13 protein-coding genes are annotated in these 17,158 nt (G+C 67.3%); 7 read left to right on the top strand and 6 right to left on the bottom strand.

Annotated features, from left to right (window positions below; all coding sequences use genetic code 11):
- Positions 1–19: 19 nt before the first annotated feature.
- The 4 genes from ACODRW_RS00405 to ACODRW_RS00390 form a co-directional block, all read right to left on the bottom strand.
- Positions 20–748, bottom strand: a complete 729-nt coding sequence (locus ACODRW_RS00405; RefSeq protein WP_488904930.1) for a substrate-binding periplasmic protein — start codon at positions 746–748, stop codon at positions 20–22.
- Positions 723–2,207, bottom strand: a complete 1,485-nt coding sequence (gene pap, locus ACODRW_RS00400) for a polyphosphate:AMP phosphotransferase (protein ID WP_488904929.1) — start codon at positions 2,205–2,207, stop codon at positions 723–725. Before pap ends, ACODRW_RS00405 begins: the two co-directional genes overlap by 26 nt.
- A gap of 114 nt (positions 2,208–2,321) precedes the next feature.
- Positions 2,322–5,915 (bottom strand): exodeoxyribonuclease V subunit beta, encoded by a 3,594-nt coding sequence (gene recB, locus ACODRW_RS00395; RefSeq protein ID WP_488904928.1) that lies wholly within the window; start codon positions 5,913–5,915, stop codon positions 2,322–2,324.
- Between the two features lie 71 nt (positions 5,916–5,986).
- Entirely contained in the window at positions 5,987–6,703 is a 717-nt protein-coding gene (locus ACODRW_RS00390) for an SDR family NAD(P)-dependent oxidoreductase (protein WP_107800646.1), read from the bottom strand.
- A gap of 136 nt (positions 6,704–6,839) precedes the next feature.
- Here ACODRW_RS00390 and ACODRW_RS00385 point away from each other — a divergent pair, with 136 nt between their 5' ends.
- On the top strand, positions 6,840–7,535 hold the full coding sequence (locus tag ACODRW_RS00385) for a S4 domain-containing protein (RefSeq protein WP_488904927.1): 696 nt from the start codon (positions 6,840–6,842) through the stop codon (positions 7,533–7,535).
- On the opposite strand, the gene ACODRW_RS00380 is transcribed toward ACODRW_RS00385, so the two are convergent.
- The gene (locus ACODRW_RS00380) at positions 7,508–8,674 is read right to left on the bottom strand and encodes a glycerate kinase (protein WP_488904926.1); all 1,167 of its coding nucleotides are present in this window, start codon (positions 8,672–8,674) and stop codon (positions 7,508–7,510) included. The genes ACODRW_RS00385 and ACODRW_RS00380 overlap by 28 nt on opposite strands.
- 37 nt (positions 8,675–8,711) lie before the next feature.
- Positions 8,712–10,031, bottom strand: a complete 1,320-nt coding sequence (locus tag ACODRW_RS00375; protein ID WP_227105050.1) for an MFS transporter — start codon at positions 10,029–10,031, stop codon at positions 8,712–8,714.
- 184 nt (positions 10,032–10,215) lie between these two features.
- Between ACODRW_RS00375 and ACODRW_RS00370 the strand changes: the two genes are divergently transcribed.
- The 6 genes from ACODRW_RS00370 to ACODRW_RS00345 all read left to right on the top strand — a co-directional run bounded on the left by ACODRW_RS00370 (position 10,216) and on the right by ACODRW_RS00345 (position 17,158).
- The gene (locus ACODRW_RS00370) at positions 10,216–11,352 is read left to right on the top strand and encodes a sugar diacid recognition domain-containing protein (protein ID WP_107800650.1); all 1,137 of its coding nucleotides are present in this window, start codon (positions 10,216–10,218) and stop codon (positions 11,350–11,352) included.
- 251 nt (positions 11,353–11,603) lie between these two features.
- Complete coding sequence (locus ACODRW_RS00365) at positions 11,604–14,168, top strand: hypothetical protein (protein WP_488904925.1); 2,565 nt, start codon at positions 11,604–11,606, stop codon at positions 14,166–14,168.
- A gap of 93 nt (positions 14,169–14,261) precedes the next feature.
- Positions 14,262–14,495 (top strand): DUF485 domain-containing protein, encoded by a 234-nt coding sequence (locus ACODRW_RS00360; protein ID WP_253313682.1) that lies wholly within the window; start codon positions 14,262–14,264, stop codon positions 14,493–14,495.
- Positions 14,492–15,994 (top strand): sodium:solute symporter family transporter, encoded by a 1,503-nt coding sequence (locus ACODRW_RS00355; RefSeq protein ID WP_488904924.1) that lies wholly within the window; start codon positions 14,492–14,494, stop codon positions 15,992–15,994. The genes ACODRW_RS00360 and ACODRW_RS00355 overlap by 4 nt, the downstream gene beginning before the upstream one ends.
- Positions 15,995–15,999: 5 nt before the next feature.
- Positions 16,000–16,623, top strand: coding sequence for a glutathione S-transferase family protein (locus ACODRW_RS00350; RefSeq protein ID WP_227105058.1), 624 nt, complete (start codon positions 16,000–16,002; stop codon positions 16,621–16,623).
- 19 nt (positions 16,624–16,642) lie between these two features.
- On the top strand, positions 16,643–17,158 hold the full coding sequence (locus ACODRW_RS00345) for a cupin domain-containing protein (protein ID WP_107800656.1): 516 nt from the start codon (positions 16,643–16,645) through the stop codon (positions 17,156–17,158).

Here is a 17,158-nt window from a genome sequence, read left to right as displayed (position 1 = left end):
TGGGGAGACTCGAAGCGCTTCAGCGCAATTTGCCGCTATCTTGCAGCTGCTGAATCGCCTTGTCCAATTGCGGCAACAGTTGCCGATATTGCGGATGCAGGCGCAGCATCACCGACACGCTGCCCACGGCGTCGCCCACCGCGCAGGGCTGCGCCTCCGGCGCGCGGTTCAGCAGCAAGTCCAGCTGACGCTGACTCAAGACGATGGCCTGCATGCTGCCCTGGCGCAGACCGCTGATCAGATCGCTTTCGCTGGCGGCCTCCACCCGCTTGAATTGCCCGCTGGCGAAACCGGCTTCCAGCACGGGGTAGCTGCGCCCCTGCAGCACGCCCAGACTCAGGCCGCTGAGGCTGGCCGGCGCCGCGCCCTTGCGCCGCTTGCCGGGGGCGAAGCACAGCCGCAGCGTCTGCACGTCGATGGGCCGGGTGTAGAAGCCGGCCACCGGCGACAGCGCGCGCCAGGACGGATTGACGCCCACTTCCACATCCACCTTGCCCACCTCGAACAATTGCTGCAGCCGCGACGACGGATAGTACTCCAGCTCGAAGCGGACGCCGCTGTGCCGGCCGATCAGCTCCAGCGCGGCGCGGTACTGGGTGGCCAGCGCGCCGTCCTGGGCGCTGTACAAAGGGCCGAAGCTATCGTTGGCCACGCCGGCGCGCAAGCCGGGCGCGGCCGCGGCCGGCATCGCCAGCAGCAAGGCGATCAGCCGGACGCCGCGCTCAAGCAAGCCGGACTTCCAGCGCATCGCAAATGGTTTTGAGAATTTTGATGCGGGCATAGTATTTATTATTGGCCTCCACCAGCGTCCACGGCACCTTGCTGGTGCTGGTGCGGTCCACCATATCGCTGACGGCCAGCTTGTAGGCGTCCCATTTGTCGCGGTTGCGCCAGTCTTCCTCGGTGATCTTGAAGCGCTTGAAGCCGGTTTCCTCGCGTCCCTTGAAGCGCGCCATCTGTTCGTCCTTGCTGATGGCCAGCCAGAACTTGACGATGACGGCGCCGTTTTCGCTCAGCTGATGCTCGAAATCGTTGATTTCGTAATAGGCGCGCATCCAGTCCGCCTCCTTGGCGAAGCCCTCCACCCGTTCCACCAGCACCCGGCCGTACCAGGTGCGGTCGAAAATGGTGATGCCGCCCTTGCCCGGCATATGACGCCAGAAGCGCCACAGCCAGGGTTTGGCCTTTTCTTCCTGGGTGGGCGCGGCGATGGGCACCACCCGGTAGCGCCGCGCGTCCAGCGCCTGGGTGATGCGGCGTATGCTGCCGCCCTTGCCGGCGGCGTCGTTACCTTCGAAAGCCAGCACCAGCGAATGCTGGGCGAAGCGCGGGTGACGGGTCAGCCGGTGCAGCCGGCCTTGCAGTTTTTCCAGCTCGGCCTTGTATTCGGCCTTGTCCATGGGCTGGTCCAGTTGCAGGGTGTCCAGCAACAGCTTGTTGTCTATCGGCGCCAGCAGCGGCGGCGCGTCTATCAATTCGGCCTGCGACCCCTGCGCCTGCGCCAGCCGGTTGCGGATGGCGTTGAGCAGGGTGTTGCCCACGGTCAGGCTGCGGTAATTGGCGTCCTCGCCGTCCACCACCACCCAGGGCGCGGCGGCGGTATTGGTCAGCCGCAGGATGTGCTCGGCGGATTTGCGTATCTTGTCGTAGCGCTCGTAATGCTCCCAATCGGTCTTGGTCACGCGCCAACTGCTGGCCGGATCTTTTTCCATCTGCTTGAGCCGCTTGTGCTGCTGCTCCCGGGTCAGGTGGAACCAGAACTTCAGCACCAGCGCGCCGTCCATGGTCAGCATGCGTTCGAAGCGCAGGATGTCGAAGATCTGCTTGTCCAGCGCGTCGCGGTCGCTGCGGGCGAACACCCGGTCGAACAGGGCGTCGGAGTAATAGGAGCCGAAGAACATGCCGATGCGGCCCTTGGCCGGCAGCTGCATCCAGTAACGCCACATCCAGGGCCGGGCGCGGGCGTCGTCGTTGGCTTCGGCGAAGGCCACGGTGTCGATCAGGCGCGGGTCCAGCCATTCATTGATCAGATTCATGGTTTCGCCGCGGCCGGCGCCGTCGAAGCCGTGAATCAGGATCAGCACCGGAAAATCGGCTTTCTCCTTCAAATCGTATTGCAGGTCCAGCAAGGCCTCGCGCAATTTGGGCATGGCTTCCCGGAATGTCTTTTTATCGATGCTATGGCCGATTTCGGCGGATTCGAACATGATGCGTCCTTGTTATTGTCGGCCCGCGCCCGGCGCCACTCTCCCCTTCCGGCCGCGTTCCACTTCAGATAGTTCAGCTTAGTCCCATGACCGCGGCTTGCGCACTCCGCATTCCTACGCATGCCCGGCGAACCATTGGTCCAGCGCCTCCAGCAAGGCCGGCGCGGGCTGATCGCTCCAGATCCCGCAAGCGTCGGCGCCGACGCCGCGCAGATAGAGATAACGCACGCCGCCGAAGCGGGCGGCGAAGTCCACGCCGCGCGCGCTGAAATAGCGCCGCAGGGCCACGCAGTAAATCAGGTATTGCAGATAATAATGTTCTTGGGCGATGGATTCCGCCAGCCGCTCGGCGCGATAGTCTTCGCGCCGCCCGCCCAGGTGGTTGGATTTATAGTCCACCAGATAAATGCGCCCGTCGGATTCGAACACCAGGTCCATGAAACCCTTGAGAAAACCGCGCACGGTGGAAAAGTCCAGTTGCGCCGCCGCCGCGCGCAAGGGCGCGGCCAGGCCGTGTTCCGGCGCGGACAGGATGGCGGCCAGCTTAGCCACCTCCAGCCTGGGCGCCGGCAGCATGAACTCCATCTCCACCAGCCGCTTGCCGTCCGGCACCTCGGCCAGTCTCACTCCCGGATCCAGTTCCGCGTTCAGCGTGGCCGCCACCATCTCGCAACCGGCGTCGGCCCACTCCGGCGCGAAGCCGTGCTTGGCCAAGGCCCGCTCCACCGCCTGACGCAGGCCGGCGTCGTCCACGCCGAAGCTGATGGTTTCAAAAATCTCGTGCAGGCAGGTGCCGGCCTTGGCCCCGCGCGGAAAACCGAAACGATCCAGGGCCGGCGGCTCCGGCGCTTCCGCCGCCGCCGCGGGCTGGCCCGCGTCGTGGTCCGGGCTCTCCTGCCATTTGCCGGCCGCCTGCGCGTGGGTCAGCGAGGTGAAGCTGGCCACCCGCCACGGCGCGGCCAGCCGGCGCGTGAACGCTTGAGCCTGATAATCCCGCCCCGTTTCGCGCCGCGCGGCCAAGGCCGGCCGCGCGCCGTCCTCCTCCAGCACCGCGCAAGCGCCTGCCGCGGCGGCGTTGGCCGTCGCCGCGAACGCCTCCAGCTCCCGCCTGAGCACGGCGTCGTCCAGTTCCAGCGTTTCCAGCTCCGGCAAGGCGCGCGCGTCGCGGCCGTGCAGCAGCCAGCTCAGCGCCGCCGTCTCCATGCCGCGCACCCAGCCCCAGCACAGGTATTGGCGATATTGCGCCCGGGTCAGCGCCACGTAGAGCAGACGCAGTTTCTCCGCCAACAGTTCGCTGCGCGCCGCCAGTTTCACCTCGGCGTCGGCCGCGGCGTCCGGCGCCAGCCAGGATTGATCCTGGGCGTGGTAGCGCCAGAACGCGGCGTCGCGTCGCTCCAGCGCGCCGCCCCACAAAAAAGGGCAGAAGGCCACCGGGTATTGCAGGCCCTTGGCGGTGTGGATGGTGACGATTTTGACCAGGGCCGCGTCGCTCTCCAGCCTCAGCACCGCCTCCTCTCCGCCCGGCGGCTGCGCCACCCGCGTTTCCAGCCAGCCCAGCAGCGGCGCCATGCCCTGGCGCTGATCGCTCTCTTGCTGCAGCAGTTCGGCCAGATGAGACAGATTGGTCAGCCTGCGTTCGCCGTCCGGCATCGGCAGCAGGCGTTCGGCCACCCGTTCCCGTGCGAAGAAATGCCGCCAGGCGGCCATGAAGCCGCGCTCCCGCCATAGCAGGTGGTCGGCGGCGTTGGCCTGCAGCTGCGCTTCCCAGCGCGCCTCGTCCTCCACCCGGGCCAACAACTCTCCGGCGTCGACCCCGGCCAGTTCGGTCACCAGCGCCGCGCGCAGCCGCGCCTCGCTGGCCGGCTCCGCCCAGGCGCGCAGCAAGGCCAGCATCTCGCCGGCCTCGCGGCTGGCGAACACGCTCTCCTGGGTCAGCGCCACGCTGGCCACGCCGCGTTCGGCCAAGGACTGGCGCACCCGGTCTCCCTGACGATGGGTGGACACCAGCACGGCGATGTCGCCGCCGGCCAAGGGCCGGCGCGCCTCGCCGGCGACGATGGCGGCGCGATCGACCGCGGCCAGCGCCAGCAGACGCGCGATCTCGTCGGCGCAGGCCTCGGCGGCCCCTTCGGCGGCGGCTTCTCCGCTGGCGGCCCTGCCCTCGGTCTCCGGTCTCAGCCATTGAAAGCAGAACGGCGGCCTGTCGTCGTCGATGTCCAGCCGGCCGCCGGAGGCCGGTTGCGCCGCCACCGGCTGATAGGCGATGCCCTCGATCAGAAACGGCAGTTCCCGCGCGAACAGCGCGTTGACGGTGCTGACCAGCGGAGCCTCGGAGCGGCGGTTGGTGTCCAGCGTGTAATGATGTTGCGCGTCGTTACGCGCCGCCAGGTAGGCGAAGATGTCGGCGCCGCGGAAACTGTAGATCGCCTGCTTCGGATCCCCCACCAGGAAGACCGGCCGCCGCTGCGCGACGAAGCAATGTCGGAAGATGGAATACTGAATGGGGTCCGTGTCCTGGAATTCGTCGATCAAGGCCACCTGGAAGCTGCGCGCCACGTGGGCCGCCAGCAGCGGACCGCTGATCGGGTCGGTCAACGCCGCGCCCAGATCGGTCAACAGGTCGTCGAAACTGCGGCTGCGCTCCCCCACGCGGCGCGCGCTCAATTGTTCATTGGTCCAGGCGATCAGCTCCAGCTTGAGTTGCGCCACCGACAGCGCCACCTCTTCCATATAAGCGTCCCAGGCGCCCAGCCAGGCCTCCGTCAAGGCGAACAAGGGGTGCTCCGGCGCGGCGTGGCCTTTCTTCATGCCCTTGGCCAGCGAGGCCGGCAGCAGCTTGTCCAGCTGGCGGCGGCTCTCCTTGTCCAGCACCGGCGTGGTCTCCGGCGCGGCCAGCAGGCCGTCCAGGGCGCCGATGGCGCGCTCGATAATGGCCGGGCTGTAGCTGCGCGCGTTGAAGCCGACGGCGGCGCGCAGCAGATCGGCGGCCTCCGCCGCGCCTTCCGGCCGCGCCGCCAGCGCCCGCCAGCCCCGCTCCACCGCGAGCAAGGCGCGCTCCAGGCCGGCCACGTGCGGCGCGCGCATGCGCAGATAGGGCTTGGACAGATAGGGCCGGATGTCCACCAGCCAGCCGTCCGGCGTTTCGCCGTTGTCCACCAGCACTTGGGCGAGCAAGGGATCGTCCACCACCCGCCGCCGCCAGAAGTCGTCGACGATTTCGATCAAGCGCTCCTCGTCGTCGCTGACCAGTTCGGCTTCGAAGGTCTGGCTGCTTTCAAAGGCGGCGTCGGTCAGCACCCGCTGGCAGAAGCCGTGGATGGTGTAGATGGCGGCGGCGTCGAAGCCGGTGATCGCGGCCTTGAGCCGCTGCGAGGCCTGCTCCCGCGCCGCGCCGGGCGGAAAACGCGCCGCCAGCGCCGACAGAAAGGGATCGCCGCCGGCCTCGCCTTCTCCGGCCAGCGTCTGCGCCAGCTCGCTCAAGCGCCGGCGCAGCCGTTCGCGCAGCTCCGCGGTGGCGGCCTTGGTATAGGTCACCACCAGCACTTGATCGACGGTGGGCGGCGGCTGGCCGTCGCGCTCTTCCAGCAATAGCCGGGCGAACAGGGCCGCAATGGTCCAGGTTTTGCCGGTGCCGGCCGAGGCTTCGATCAGGTTGATGCCGCTCAGCGGGCAGTTCAGCGCGTCCAGCGCTTGGGGAAGCAGGCTCATGATGGCGACACTTTAATGCGATTCGGCCATTTAAACGACCCGTCATCGGGACCCGCGTCGCTTGTCCGCATTCAGAAGCGCTCGTCCAGGATAGCGGGCAGGACGATTTCCCGCGCGAAGGAGGCGTCGGACAAATTCAGCAAGGCGCGCGTCAGGCTCACCACGTCGTGCAGCGGGATCAGCTGGCCGGCGCCGCGCTCGGCGGCGTGTTCGCGGGGCACGGACAAATCGTCCTCCGTATTGAGGTAGCCCAATTGCAGGCAGGTCACGGCCAGGCGCTGCGCGCGGTACTCCTCCCGCAGCGCGTCGGCCATGCCGCTCAAGGCGAACTTGCTGGCGGCGAAAGCCACTTCGGGACGGCCGCTGCGCGGCAGGCCCGAAGTCGACCCCGTCAGGATGAGCTGCGGCTTGGCCGCGCCCGACATGCGCGGCAGCAGATGTTTGAGCAGCAGAATCGTCGAAGCGATATTGACCTGGACCACTTCCATCAGCTCCAGATCCGAACAGCGGGAAAACGCATAGGAGGACTCAAACGCCTCCCGCTCCCAGATCCCCACATTGCACATCACCACGTCCAGCCGTTCCGGCAGCGCGCTCATCACTTGCTCCACGGCCAGCGCCGGCTTGGACAAATCGGCCTCTATCCAGTCCAGCGCAACGCCGGCCGGCGGCTTCAGGTCTTCCGGCCGGCGCCTGGAAACGCCGATCACGCGGTCGCCCTCCCGCCCCAATCCTTCCACAAAAGCCTTGCCAAGGCCCCGGCTCGCTCCAATGATCAGTATATTCACGGCGTCTCCAAAATGAATCTGCGCGGCGGTTCCGCGGCAGTGACAGACGAGAAGGATACCTGATTCGTCAAATTTGTCGGCCACGCCGGCAAAGGGGATAATCGCCGCCCGAACCCCGCATTCAAGGCCTGACACAATGAGCGACGCCGCAATCCGACTTTCAAAACGCATGGTGGAACTGGGCCTGTGCACGCGCCGCGAAGCCGACGCCTGCATCGAGCAGGGTCTGGTGAAAGTGGACGGCCAGGTCGTCACCGCGCTGGGCAGCCGGGTGGAGCCGCAGCAGCGCGTCGAACTCCTGGGCCGGCCCGACGCGCAGCGCGACGCGGCGGTCACCCTGCTGCTGCACAAGCCGGCCGGCGCCGAGCCGCTGTCCCTGCTGGGCCCGGACAGCCAGATGCCGGGCGACGTCAGCGGGCTGAGCTGGCTGCCGCGCCATCGCCAGCATCTGCAAGGTGTCGGCGCCGTCGCCGACCGCGCCCACGGCCTGGTGGCGCTGACCCAGGACCGCAAGCTGGCGCAGCGGCTGGCCGATTGCCAGCTGGAATTCCTGATCAATGTCGACGCCGCGCCCGCCACCGCCGAACTGCAACAAAGACAGAGCGGCCTGCGCCCCGGCGGCAAGCCGCCGCGCGAACTCAAAGTCTCGCGCCAGAGCGACCGACAACTGCGCCTGGTGCTCGCGGCGCGCGACGCGCGCTGGCTGGACGATATCTGCGCCGGCCTGGGCGTCAGCCCGCTGGCGCTGCGCTGCATCCGCATCGGCCGGCTGGCGATAGGCCAGTTGGCGGCCGGGCAGTGGCGTTATGTGCCGGACTTCGAGCGTTTCTGAGAACCTAGCTTCATGCCCAGCGCCAGCGCCGCCGCCGCGTTGCGCGCGGCGCGGCTGACATTGTCCGCGGCCTCGGCCAAGGCCTGTTCCTGGCTGCACGGCCGGCTGACCGCGGCGAACACCGCGTCCAGCCCGTGCGCGTGGATCAGCTCGCTGCCCGCGCCCAGACAACCGCCTATCGCCAGCACCGGCACCCCATGACGCCGAGCGACGCGGGCGACGCCTATCGGCGTCTTGCCTTGCACGCTCTGGCTATCGATGCGGCCTTCGCCGGTCACCGCCAGATCGGCGTCGGCCAACGCCGCGTCCAGGCCGACGGCCTCGGCGACGATGGCGCTGCCGGAACGCAGCCGGCCGCCCAGGCAGGCCAGCAGCGCGGCGCCCATGCCGCCGGCCGCGCCGGCCCCGGCCGCCTCGGCCGCGGCCACGCCCGACTCGCCCTCCATCAAGACCGCGAAATGCGCCAAAGCCGCATCCAGCGCCGCCACCATCGCCGGCGTCGCGCCCTTCTGCGGCCCGAACACCGCCGACGCGCCGCGCGGGCCGGTCAGGGGGTTGTCCACGTCGCAGGCCACGTCGATGCGGCAGGTCGCCAGCCGCGGGTCCAGCCCGGACAGGTCCAGCCGCGCCAGGCTCGCCAAGGCCGCGCCGCCGGCCGGCAGCTCGCCTCCGTCCGCATCCAGCAGCCTGGCGCCCAGCGCCTGCAACATGCCGGCGCCGCCGTCGTTGGTGGCGCTGCCGCCTATGCCCAACACAAAGCGGCGCGCGCCGGCGTCCAGCGCGTCGCGGATCAGATCTCCGGTTCCGTGGCTGCCGGTCAGCAAGGGGTTGCGCCGTTCCGGCGGCAATAAGGCCAGGCCGCTGGCGGCGGCCATTTCTATCACCGCCACGCCGTCCGCGGTCAGCCCGTAGCGCGCGGACAAGGTCTCGCCCAGCGGGCCTCGCGCCGACGCCTCGCGCCACTGGCCGCCCAGAGCGTCCAGCATCGCCTGCACCGTGCCCTCGCCGCCGTCCGCCATCGGCAGCTTGTGGTAGCGGGCGGCGGGAAACACCTGGCGGAAGCCGTCCTCTATCGCCTGGGCCACCTGCAGCGCGCTCAGGCTTTCCTTGTAGGAGTCCGGGGCAATCACGATTTTCATGCGGTTTTCAATCACAAGAGACGACGATGGCAAGATATTAGCGATTGACCAGCCGCGGCGGAATCCGCAGCACCAGCAGCGCGCCGGCCAGCATCACGCCGGACAGAATGTACAACGCCGGATCCGTGCTGTGAGTCAGGTCCTTGATCCAGCCCACCAGGAAGGGGCTGACGAAGCCGGCCACCTGGCCCAGCGAATTGATCAAGGCCAGCCCGCCGGCGGCGGCCGCGCTGCCGAGAAAGGCGGTGGGCAGCGGCCAGAACATGGACAGGCCGGCCAGCGCGCCCATGGTGGCCAGGCTCAGCCCCAGCATGGACAGCCAGACCGCGCCGCCGCTATTGGCCGCCATCAGCAAGCCCAGCACGCCCATCAGCAGCGGCAGCACCACGTGCCAGCGGCGTTCTCCGCGCCGGTCGCCGGAACGGCCGACCCAGACCATGAAGAAGCAGGCGGCCAGATAAGGCAGCGCGCTGAGCCAGCCGATGACGCCGGCGCTCTGGAACCCCAGGCCCTTGATGATGGACGGCAGCCAGAAGTTGATCGCGTACACCCCCATCTGGATGGCGAAATAGATCGCGCCCAACATCCACACATTGACGTTGCGCAGCACGCTGGCGAAGGACTGCTCCACCGGCCGCTGCGCCGAGCGCCGCGCCTCGTCGTCGATCAGCGCCTGCCGCATCGCCGCTTTCTCTTCCGCGCTCAGCCAGCGCGCCTCGGCGATGCCGTCGTTCAGATAGAAATACACGCCCAGGCCCAGCAACACCGTGGGCAGGCCTTGCAGCAGGAACAGCCACTGCCAGCCGGCCAGGCCGCCTTGGCCGGCGGCGAAATGCTGCAGCATCCAGCCGGACAGCGGCCCACCCAACACGCCGGACACCGGGATGGCCGACATGAACAGCGCCATCACCTGGCCGCGCTTGTCGGCCGGAAACCAGCGGGTGAAGTACAGCACGATGCCGGGAAAGAAGCCGGCCTCGGCCACGCCGGTGAAAAAGCGCAGCGTGTAGAAGGACTGCGGCGTGGACACGAACATCAGACAAGCGGACAGCGTGCCCCACACCAGCATCAGCAAGGCGATCCAGCGCCGCGCGCCCACCTTGTGCAGCATCAGATTGCTGGGCACGCCGCACAGCACATAGCCGATGAAGAAAATGCCGGCGCCCAGGCCGTAGACGGTTTCGCTCAAGCCCAGCGCGTCCAGCATCTCCAGCTTGGCGAAGCCGACGTTGACGCGGTCCAGGTAGTTGAACAGATAACAAACGAAAATGAAGGGAATCAGCCGCCAAACGGCTTTCTTGTAAGCGCCGGCCAGAATGTCCTGCCGCGGCGCGCTCAGGGTATCGCTAGGGTTCACATCCATCTCCTCTGCGCGCGGGGGCTCTCCCTCCGGCGCGTCTCCTTGGTTCTGATGAATATTGTTTTTGTATCGCGTCGCTCATTCTGGTCAGCGCCAACGGAAAATACTTCGTGCAGACGTCTGGTTTATGCGCGGTAATTACCGGAATATATTATGCAAACGCATAAACTTTGGACGCGCCATGCCCATTCTGACCGCCGAACTCGCGCAGGACATCGTCAGCCGCACCATGCGCATCATTCCGTTCAACGTGAACGTGATGGACGCCCAAGGCGCGATTCTGGGCAGCGGCGACGCCGGCCGGCTGGGGCAGTTGCACGACGGCGCGCTGCTGGCGCTGGCGCAACGACGCACGGTGGAAATAGACGAGGCCACCGCCGGCAAGCTGCACGGCTCCCGTCCCGGCATCAACCTGCCCTTGCACGTGAACGGCCGCATCGCGGGCGTGGTCGGCCTGACCGGCCAGCCGGAGCAGGTTCGCCAGTTCGGCGAACTGGTGCGGCTGACCGCCGAGATGATTCTGGAGCAGGCGCAGTTGCAGCGGGCGCTGCAACACGACGCGCGCCAGCGCGAAGCCTTTGTGCTGGAATGGATACGCGGCGAGCCCGGCGCGGCGCTGGACGCCTGGGCGCAGCGTCTGGGGCTGCGCTTGGAACAGCATCATGTGGCGCTGAGCCTGCAACTGGACGAAGAGGGCTTGGCCGCCGATCAGGCCCAGGCGGCGCTGCAACAGCTGCAATCGGCGCTGGCGGCGCGCTGGCCGCGCTTGCTGAGCGCGGCCACCGGCCCTTACGAGCTGGTGCTGGTGGAGGCTTGCGAGGAGGAAGGCGAAGCCGAGCGCGAAGCGCTGCTGCAACGCCGGCTGCGCGCGCTGGCCGCCTGGCTGGAAGAAACGGCGGCGCCCGGCTTCCGCCTGGGCATGGGCATTGCGCTGCCGGGGCGGGACGGCGCGGCCCAATCCTGTCTCAGCGCCCGCGCCGCCGCGCGCATCGGCCGGCAACGGCAGCCCAAGCGGCGGGCGCACAGCTATTACGAACTGGCGCTGCCGGTGCTGCTGTCCGGCCTGGATCACGGCTGGCAGGCCCAGCAATTGCGGCAGCCGCTGCAAAGGCTGGAACAGGCCGGCAAAAGCGGGCTGCGCCGCACCGCCGAGGCCTGGTTCGCCCACCAGTCCCACCCCGGCGCCACCGCGCGGGCGCTGCACATCCACCGCAACACGCTGGACTACCGGCTGGGCCGCATCGCCGACATCACCGGACTGGACCTGCAGCGTCACGAGGACCGTTTCCGGCTCTACGTCGCGCTGCTGCTGGGGTGACACTCGCTCGTCGACGGCCTCGGCCTCGGGCTACCGGCCGATGCGCTTGAGCCGCGCCGGCTTGGCCCCCTGCTGCGCCAGCGCGATTTCCAGCAAGGGCTCCAGATGCTTATGCGCAGTCCATGACTGCGGCAACGAAACAAGACCAAGACGGCGTATGGACACTTTTTGAGAGGCAGGCTCCAAGCCTGTCTCTAGTATTGCCCCCTGTCGCGATGCCCGAGATCGCCCTCACCGCACAGGACCGCCATATGCCCTCCATTCCCTTTTTCTCAAGTCGCCCCTCCCAGCAGCCTAGCCCGATTGAAGCGCAACTGCTCGCCAACGCAAAAACCCCGGCAGAACGCCGTGAAACGGAAAATCTGTTTGCTCAGGTGAAACAAATACGCAATGCACCCGATTCGTCGGCATCCACGCTTTCGCCCCCCGCCTTTCCCCTCACCTTGAAAAACGTTCTGCTGAGCGGCCTGTATGTCCAGGCCGGGGTCCAGCCGCTTCTCAACCGCGAATCGCCATTGCTTCCAGCGTTCTCCGCGCCATCCGCCCTCCCCTCGGCGCTGGTCCAGGTCCACAGCCAGCCCTATTCCCGCTCCGCGCCTCCACAGCCGGAAACGCCCCTGCTCCGCCAAGCGCGCCATGTCGTTCCCAAACCCAAGACCACGACCACGACCGCTGCGCCTGACGACGTCAAGATCGTTAAGATGTTTGATTTTTCCTGCATGAACGAAGGCGAGAACCTGTCCTTCGCCCAAGTGCTGCGCCAAATCGGCAAAACCTTGCGCAACCCCATCACCGCACTGGCCACGGAAAGCAAGCATGTCGACAGCTGGAGACAGGGCCGCGGCTGCGCCACGTCCGAGGAGATCTCGGCCATCACCGACATCACCGAGAAAGTCGATGCCATCACCTCCCAAGTCCTGACGCTGCTGCCAGGCAGCCAGCCCTTGGCCATCGCGCAATACATCGTCGGCCCTCTGCTGGAGCATGCAGCCAATGATCTGGAAGGCAAACCCACCTCGCGGGAAGAAGAACTCAACCTGTTGCAGCAAGTGACCCAACAAGCCCGCTTCAGCATTGATGGGATGAGCCATGCCGAGCGGCAGCGCTTGCAAACCGCGCCCCAGCCTGGCGGCAAGGCTTCAGGAATAGACCTGCCGGCATTCCATCTCAAAAACGGTCGTAACCACATCAAACTCAAAGCCAACGGCAAACACCATGACGTCGCCTTGTTGGAGAAGGATGGCCGCAGCTTTGCGCAAATCCCGGCCAAGCAGCAGGGAAAGTTCGCTAACCGCGAAGTCTATTTCAACCATCTCGCACAGGAATGGCGCTTGCTGGGCGATGGCAAATTCCGGCATTTCAGCAAGCAGGAACAATTGGCCGCCCATAAACTGGCGCTGGGTCCGCATCACTTGCATCGCTCCAGCAGCGTGAACACGCCTCATGTCTACAGCGTTCACAATTCCTTCACTGCGCAACCGGCACGGCTTGAAGCCATCGAGCTGTTTGGCCGCCTGGTGCCTTACCGTCATGAACTCGCCACCGGCAAGGAATACATCTACGATGCCCGCCGGCCTGACGCCGCGCCCCTGGAAGTGGAAAATCGTCTGGGCGAATGGCATATCAAGCACGAGCTCACGCGACAGGCCGCTCCCGAACTGCGCGCGGCCATCGCCAAGCACGACATCGCGCCGCTGGCCCTGGACGAGCGCCAGCTTTCCACGCCCAATCACTTTGGCATCCAGCGCACCGGCGATGGCCAATACGTCCTGGCCATCGACCAGCAGTACTACCCCGTTCAACGGCACGGCAAGCAAGTGCAGCTTGGGGGCGCCCGCAATCTGCAGATCGAGCTGAGCGCCCACGGCAAGCGCGTCGAGGTGGGATTGGCCAAACCAGCCAGCCGGGACAATCCCGCATTCAAACTGGTTGACATGCCTATCATCGGCAAGCCGCTGAAAATCCGCGCCGCGCGCAAGGCCATAGGCAAGGCGCTGCCAATCGCGCAAACCAAAATCGCCAATGCGATCCAGGCCTTGAACCGCTCCGACCTTCGCCCCCAGGTCCAGTTGGCGGAAGAGGCCTATTTCGGCAAAACCTTCCATCAGGACCCGAAACGCTTGGCGCAGCTGGGCAAATATCTGGACCAGATCCAGGGCGATCTGGCGCGCATCGACACCGCCAACTTCAATTTCGACAGCCGGGTCGGCTCTCCCACCACGGTGGCGGAACTCTCCAGGGAGCAATACCAGATGCTGGGCCGCAAGCCCAAATCAAAAATCATCAATGTTGGCCGCGATGGCTTCTACGCCTATTACGAACGGATGGGCAAAAACCCGAGCGCGGTCGCCGATGTGCTGATCCATGAGCTGTCGCATGGCGGCCCCAACACGCTGGACTTCGCTTATGTCGGTACGCAAAAGCAGGCCCGCGTCGGCGATGTCGATGTATTTGAACTGATCAACCTGGCCAATAAGCATATCGAGAAGGATAGCCGCTACGGCGGCGCCGACCTGCCGCAGATCGATAACATCAATATTGCGTTCAAAGGGCTCAAGAACGCCGACTCCATCGCCCAGTTCGTTTCCTTCCTGGGCAAGGCGGACAGCGACCCTGCCGGTTTCGAGCGCGACTACCAAACGCTGAAGGCCGCCTCCGACCGCTCTGACCATTTTCAGCAACGCCTGCCGGAAGGCGTGCCGGTAAGCCGCAACCGCCGCTCCATTGATGCCCCAGTCCCGTCACTGCCGCCATTGCTGTTGCTAGTGGAACGACAAAGCGGCCGTTATCACTTGTATCGTCCGCTCGCAGGCTGATTCACGTCGCCCGCCGCCGGGCAGGGTCCGATCTCCCTGCCCGGCCCGCCGATGCGCTAAACTGTTCGGTTTAGACTTCTTGCGTAATCCCTCATGGGCCAGCCCTCTGCCACTCCCCCCCTCTCCCGCCGGCTGGCCTGGATCGCCGCCGCCGGCTGCCTTGGCTACTATCTGCTGCTGGCGCTGCGTCCGGCCTGGCTGGAAGCCAAACTCGCCGGCTGGCCGGCGTCCGTCCTGCTGGCGCTGGCCATGTTCCTGCTGTTCTTCCTGCTGGCCGCCGGCTACGCGCTGGCCGCCGGCCGCGCCGACGACTCGGAGCGCGCATGAACCACGCGTCCGCCTTTTTCCTATTGTTCGTGCTGCTGACCCTGGCCATCACCGCCGCCGCCGCGCGGCGCACCGCCTCGGCCGGCGATTTCTACACCGCCGGCGGCCGCATCCGCGGCTGGCAGAACGGGCTGGCGCTGGCCGGCGACTACCTGTCCGCGGCGGCCTTCCTCGGCGCCGCCGGCCTGTATCTGTCCCAGGGCTACGACTCTCTGGCCTACGCCGTCGGCACCCTGGCCGGCTGGCCGCTCTTGCTGCTGCTGTTGGCGGAAAAGCTGCGCGGCAGCGGCTGCTACACCGCCGCCGCGGTGCTGGGCCGGCGCTTCGACCACGACGGGGTGCGGCTGGCCGCCAGCGTCAACTCGCTGACGGTGACGCTGTTCTACCTGATCGTGCAGATGGTGGGCGCCGGCAAGCTGATCGAGCTGCTGTTCGGCCTGCCCTATCTGGCCGCGGTGAGCCTGGTGGGCGCGCTGATGGTGCTCTACGTGGCGCTGGGCGGGATGTTGGCCACCACTTGGGTGCAGATGGTCAAGGCGGTGCTGATGTTCGGCTGCGCGCTGTTGCTGGCCGGCGGCGTGCTGGCGCGCTTCGGCGGCGATCCTGCGCGGCTGTTCGCCGCCGTGGAGGCCTTGCGCGGGCCGCAGGCCTTCCTGCCCAGCCCGGCGCTGAGCAATCCGCTGGAAGTGCTGTCGCTGGGCCTGGGCCTTTGCCTGGGCCTGCTGGGCCTGCCCCATGTGCTGATGCGCTTCTTCACCGTGCCTGACCGCCGCGCCGCGCGCCAGTCCGCCTGCTTCGCCACCGGCCTGATCGCGCTGTTCTTCGCCGTCAACATCGTCATCGGCTACGGCGCGCTGGCCTTGGTGGGGCCGGAACCCGGCTTCCACGACGCCGCCGGCAAACTGCTGGGCGGCGGCAATATGGCCGCCATCCACCTGGCCACCTTGCTGGGCGGGCCGGCCTGGCAGGGCCTGGTGGCGGCGGTGGCCTTCGCCACCATCCTGGCGGTGGTGTCCGGCCTGGCCATGGCCGGCGCCAGCGCCATCAGCCACGATCTCTACGCGGTCTGGTGGCGGCGCGGCCGCGTCGACGCCCACGCCGAATTGCGGGTGTCGCGCTGGGCCACCGTCGGCCTGGGCCTGCTGGCCCTGCTGTTGTCCACGCTGTTCCAGCAGCAGAACATCGCCTTCCTGATGGGCCTGGCCTTCGCCATCGCCGCCTCGGCCAATTTTCCGGTGCTGTTGCTGGCCCTGCACTGGCCCGGCCTCAGCGCGCGCGGCGCGCTGTGGGGCAGCCTGGGCGGGCTGGCCGCGGCGGCGGCGCTGATCGTGGCCGGCCCGGCGGTATGGGTGGGCGCGCTGGGCCACGCCAAGCCGCTGTTTCCCTACGCCAACCCGGCGCTGTTCTCTGTGCCGCTGGCCTTTGCGCTGGCTTGGCTGGGTTCGCGCCGCGGCGCAACGGCGGTATCATCGGCTAGCGATACTTCTCACCGACCCTGACACTCATGACCACACTGACTCTTTACGGCAACCGACTGTCCGGCCACAGCTACAAGGTGCGCCTGGCGCTGATGCTGGCCGATGTTTCCCATGATTACGTCCATGTGGACCTGGAGCTGCCGCGCGAACAGCGGCCGGAGGATTTCCGCGCCGCCAGCCGTTTCGGCGAAGTGCCGGTGCTGGTGGCCGACGGCACCGCGCTGTGCCAGTCCAACGCCATCCTGCAATGGCTGGCCAATAATTTCGGCCAGCTCAGCGGCGAGCACGGCAGCCGCGAGACCGTGCGCGAATGGCTGAGTTGGGAAGCCAACCGCGTCGGCCTGTCGGTGCCCAATCTGCGCTGGTCGCGGATGAACCGGCTGCCTCAGCCGGAGGTGGAAGCCTGGCTGGAGCAACGCGCGCGCGCCGATCTGGACGCCCTGGACGCCGCCCTGGCCGAACAGCCCTATCTGGCCGGCCAGCGGCTGAGCATCGCCGACCTGTCCGCCAGCGCCTATCTGTGGTGGCTGGCCGACGCCGGCCTGGACATCGCCGCTTGGCCTCAAGTCCGGGCCTGGCTGGAACGCATCGCTCAGCAGCCGGGCTGGCAGCACCCCGATGTGCTGATGGCGCCGGACATTCCCGACTAAGCCCCCACGGAGCCCCGCCATGTCGTCCCGTCCCGATTGCATCCGACACTGGAGCGAGCTGATCGAAGCCCGCTCGCAAAGCTATCCCGACAGCCGGGAGCCGCTGGCGCGCGGCGCGGCGCTGGGCAAGCATTACGGCTTCGCCCGCCTCGGCATCCATCACGAACTGCTGGAGCCGGGCCAACGCACCAGCTGGCCGCACGCGGAAAAAACCGAGGACGAATTCGTCCACGTGCTGGAGGGCGAGCCCGACGTCTGGCTGGACGGCGCGCTGCACCGGTTGCGGCCCGGCGACTCGGTCGGCTTCAAGGCCGGCACCGGCCTCGCCCACACCTTCATCAACAATAGCGATAAGCCGGTGCGCCTGCTCTGCGTCGGCGACGTCAACCGCGACGACAATCAGGTGCACTACCCGCTGCACCCGGCGCGCAACGCCGCCATCGGCCCGCAGCACTGGAGCGACGCGCCCGAGCGCCCGCAGGGCGATCACGACGGCCTGCCCGATCTGCTGCGCGCGGCCGGAGGCCCTTTCTGA

It is taken from the genome of Chromobacterium sp. FG89 (assembly GCF_057808735.1).
Note: the sequence above shows the minus strand (reverse complement) of the source record. Positions and strands in the feature narration are given on the sequence as shown.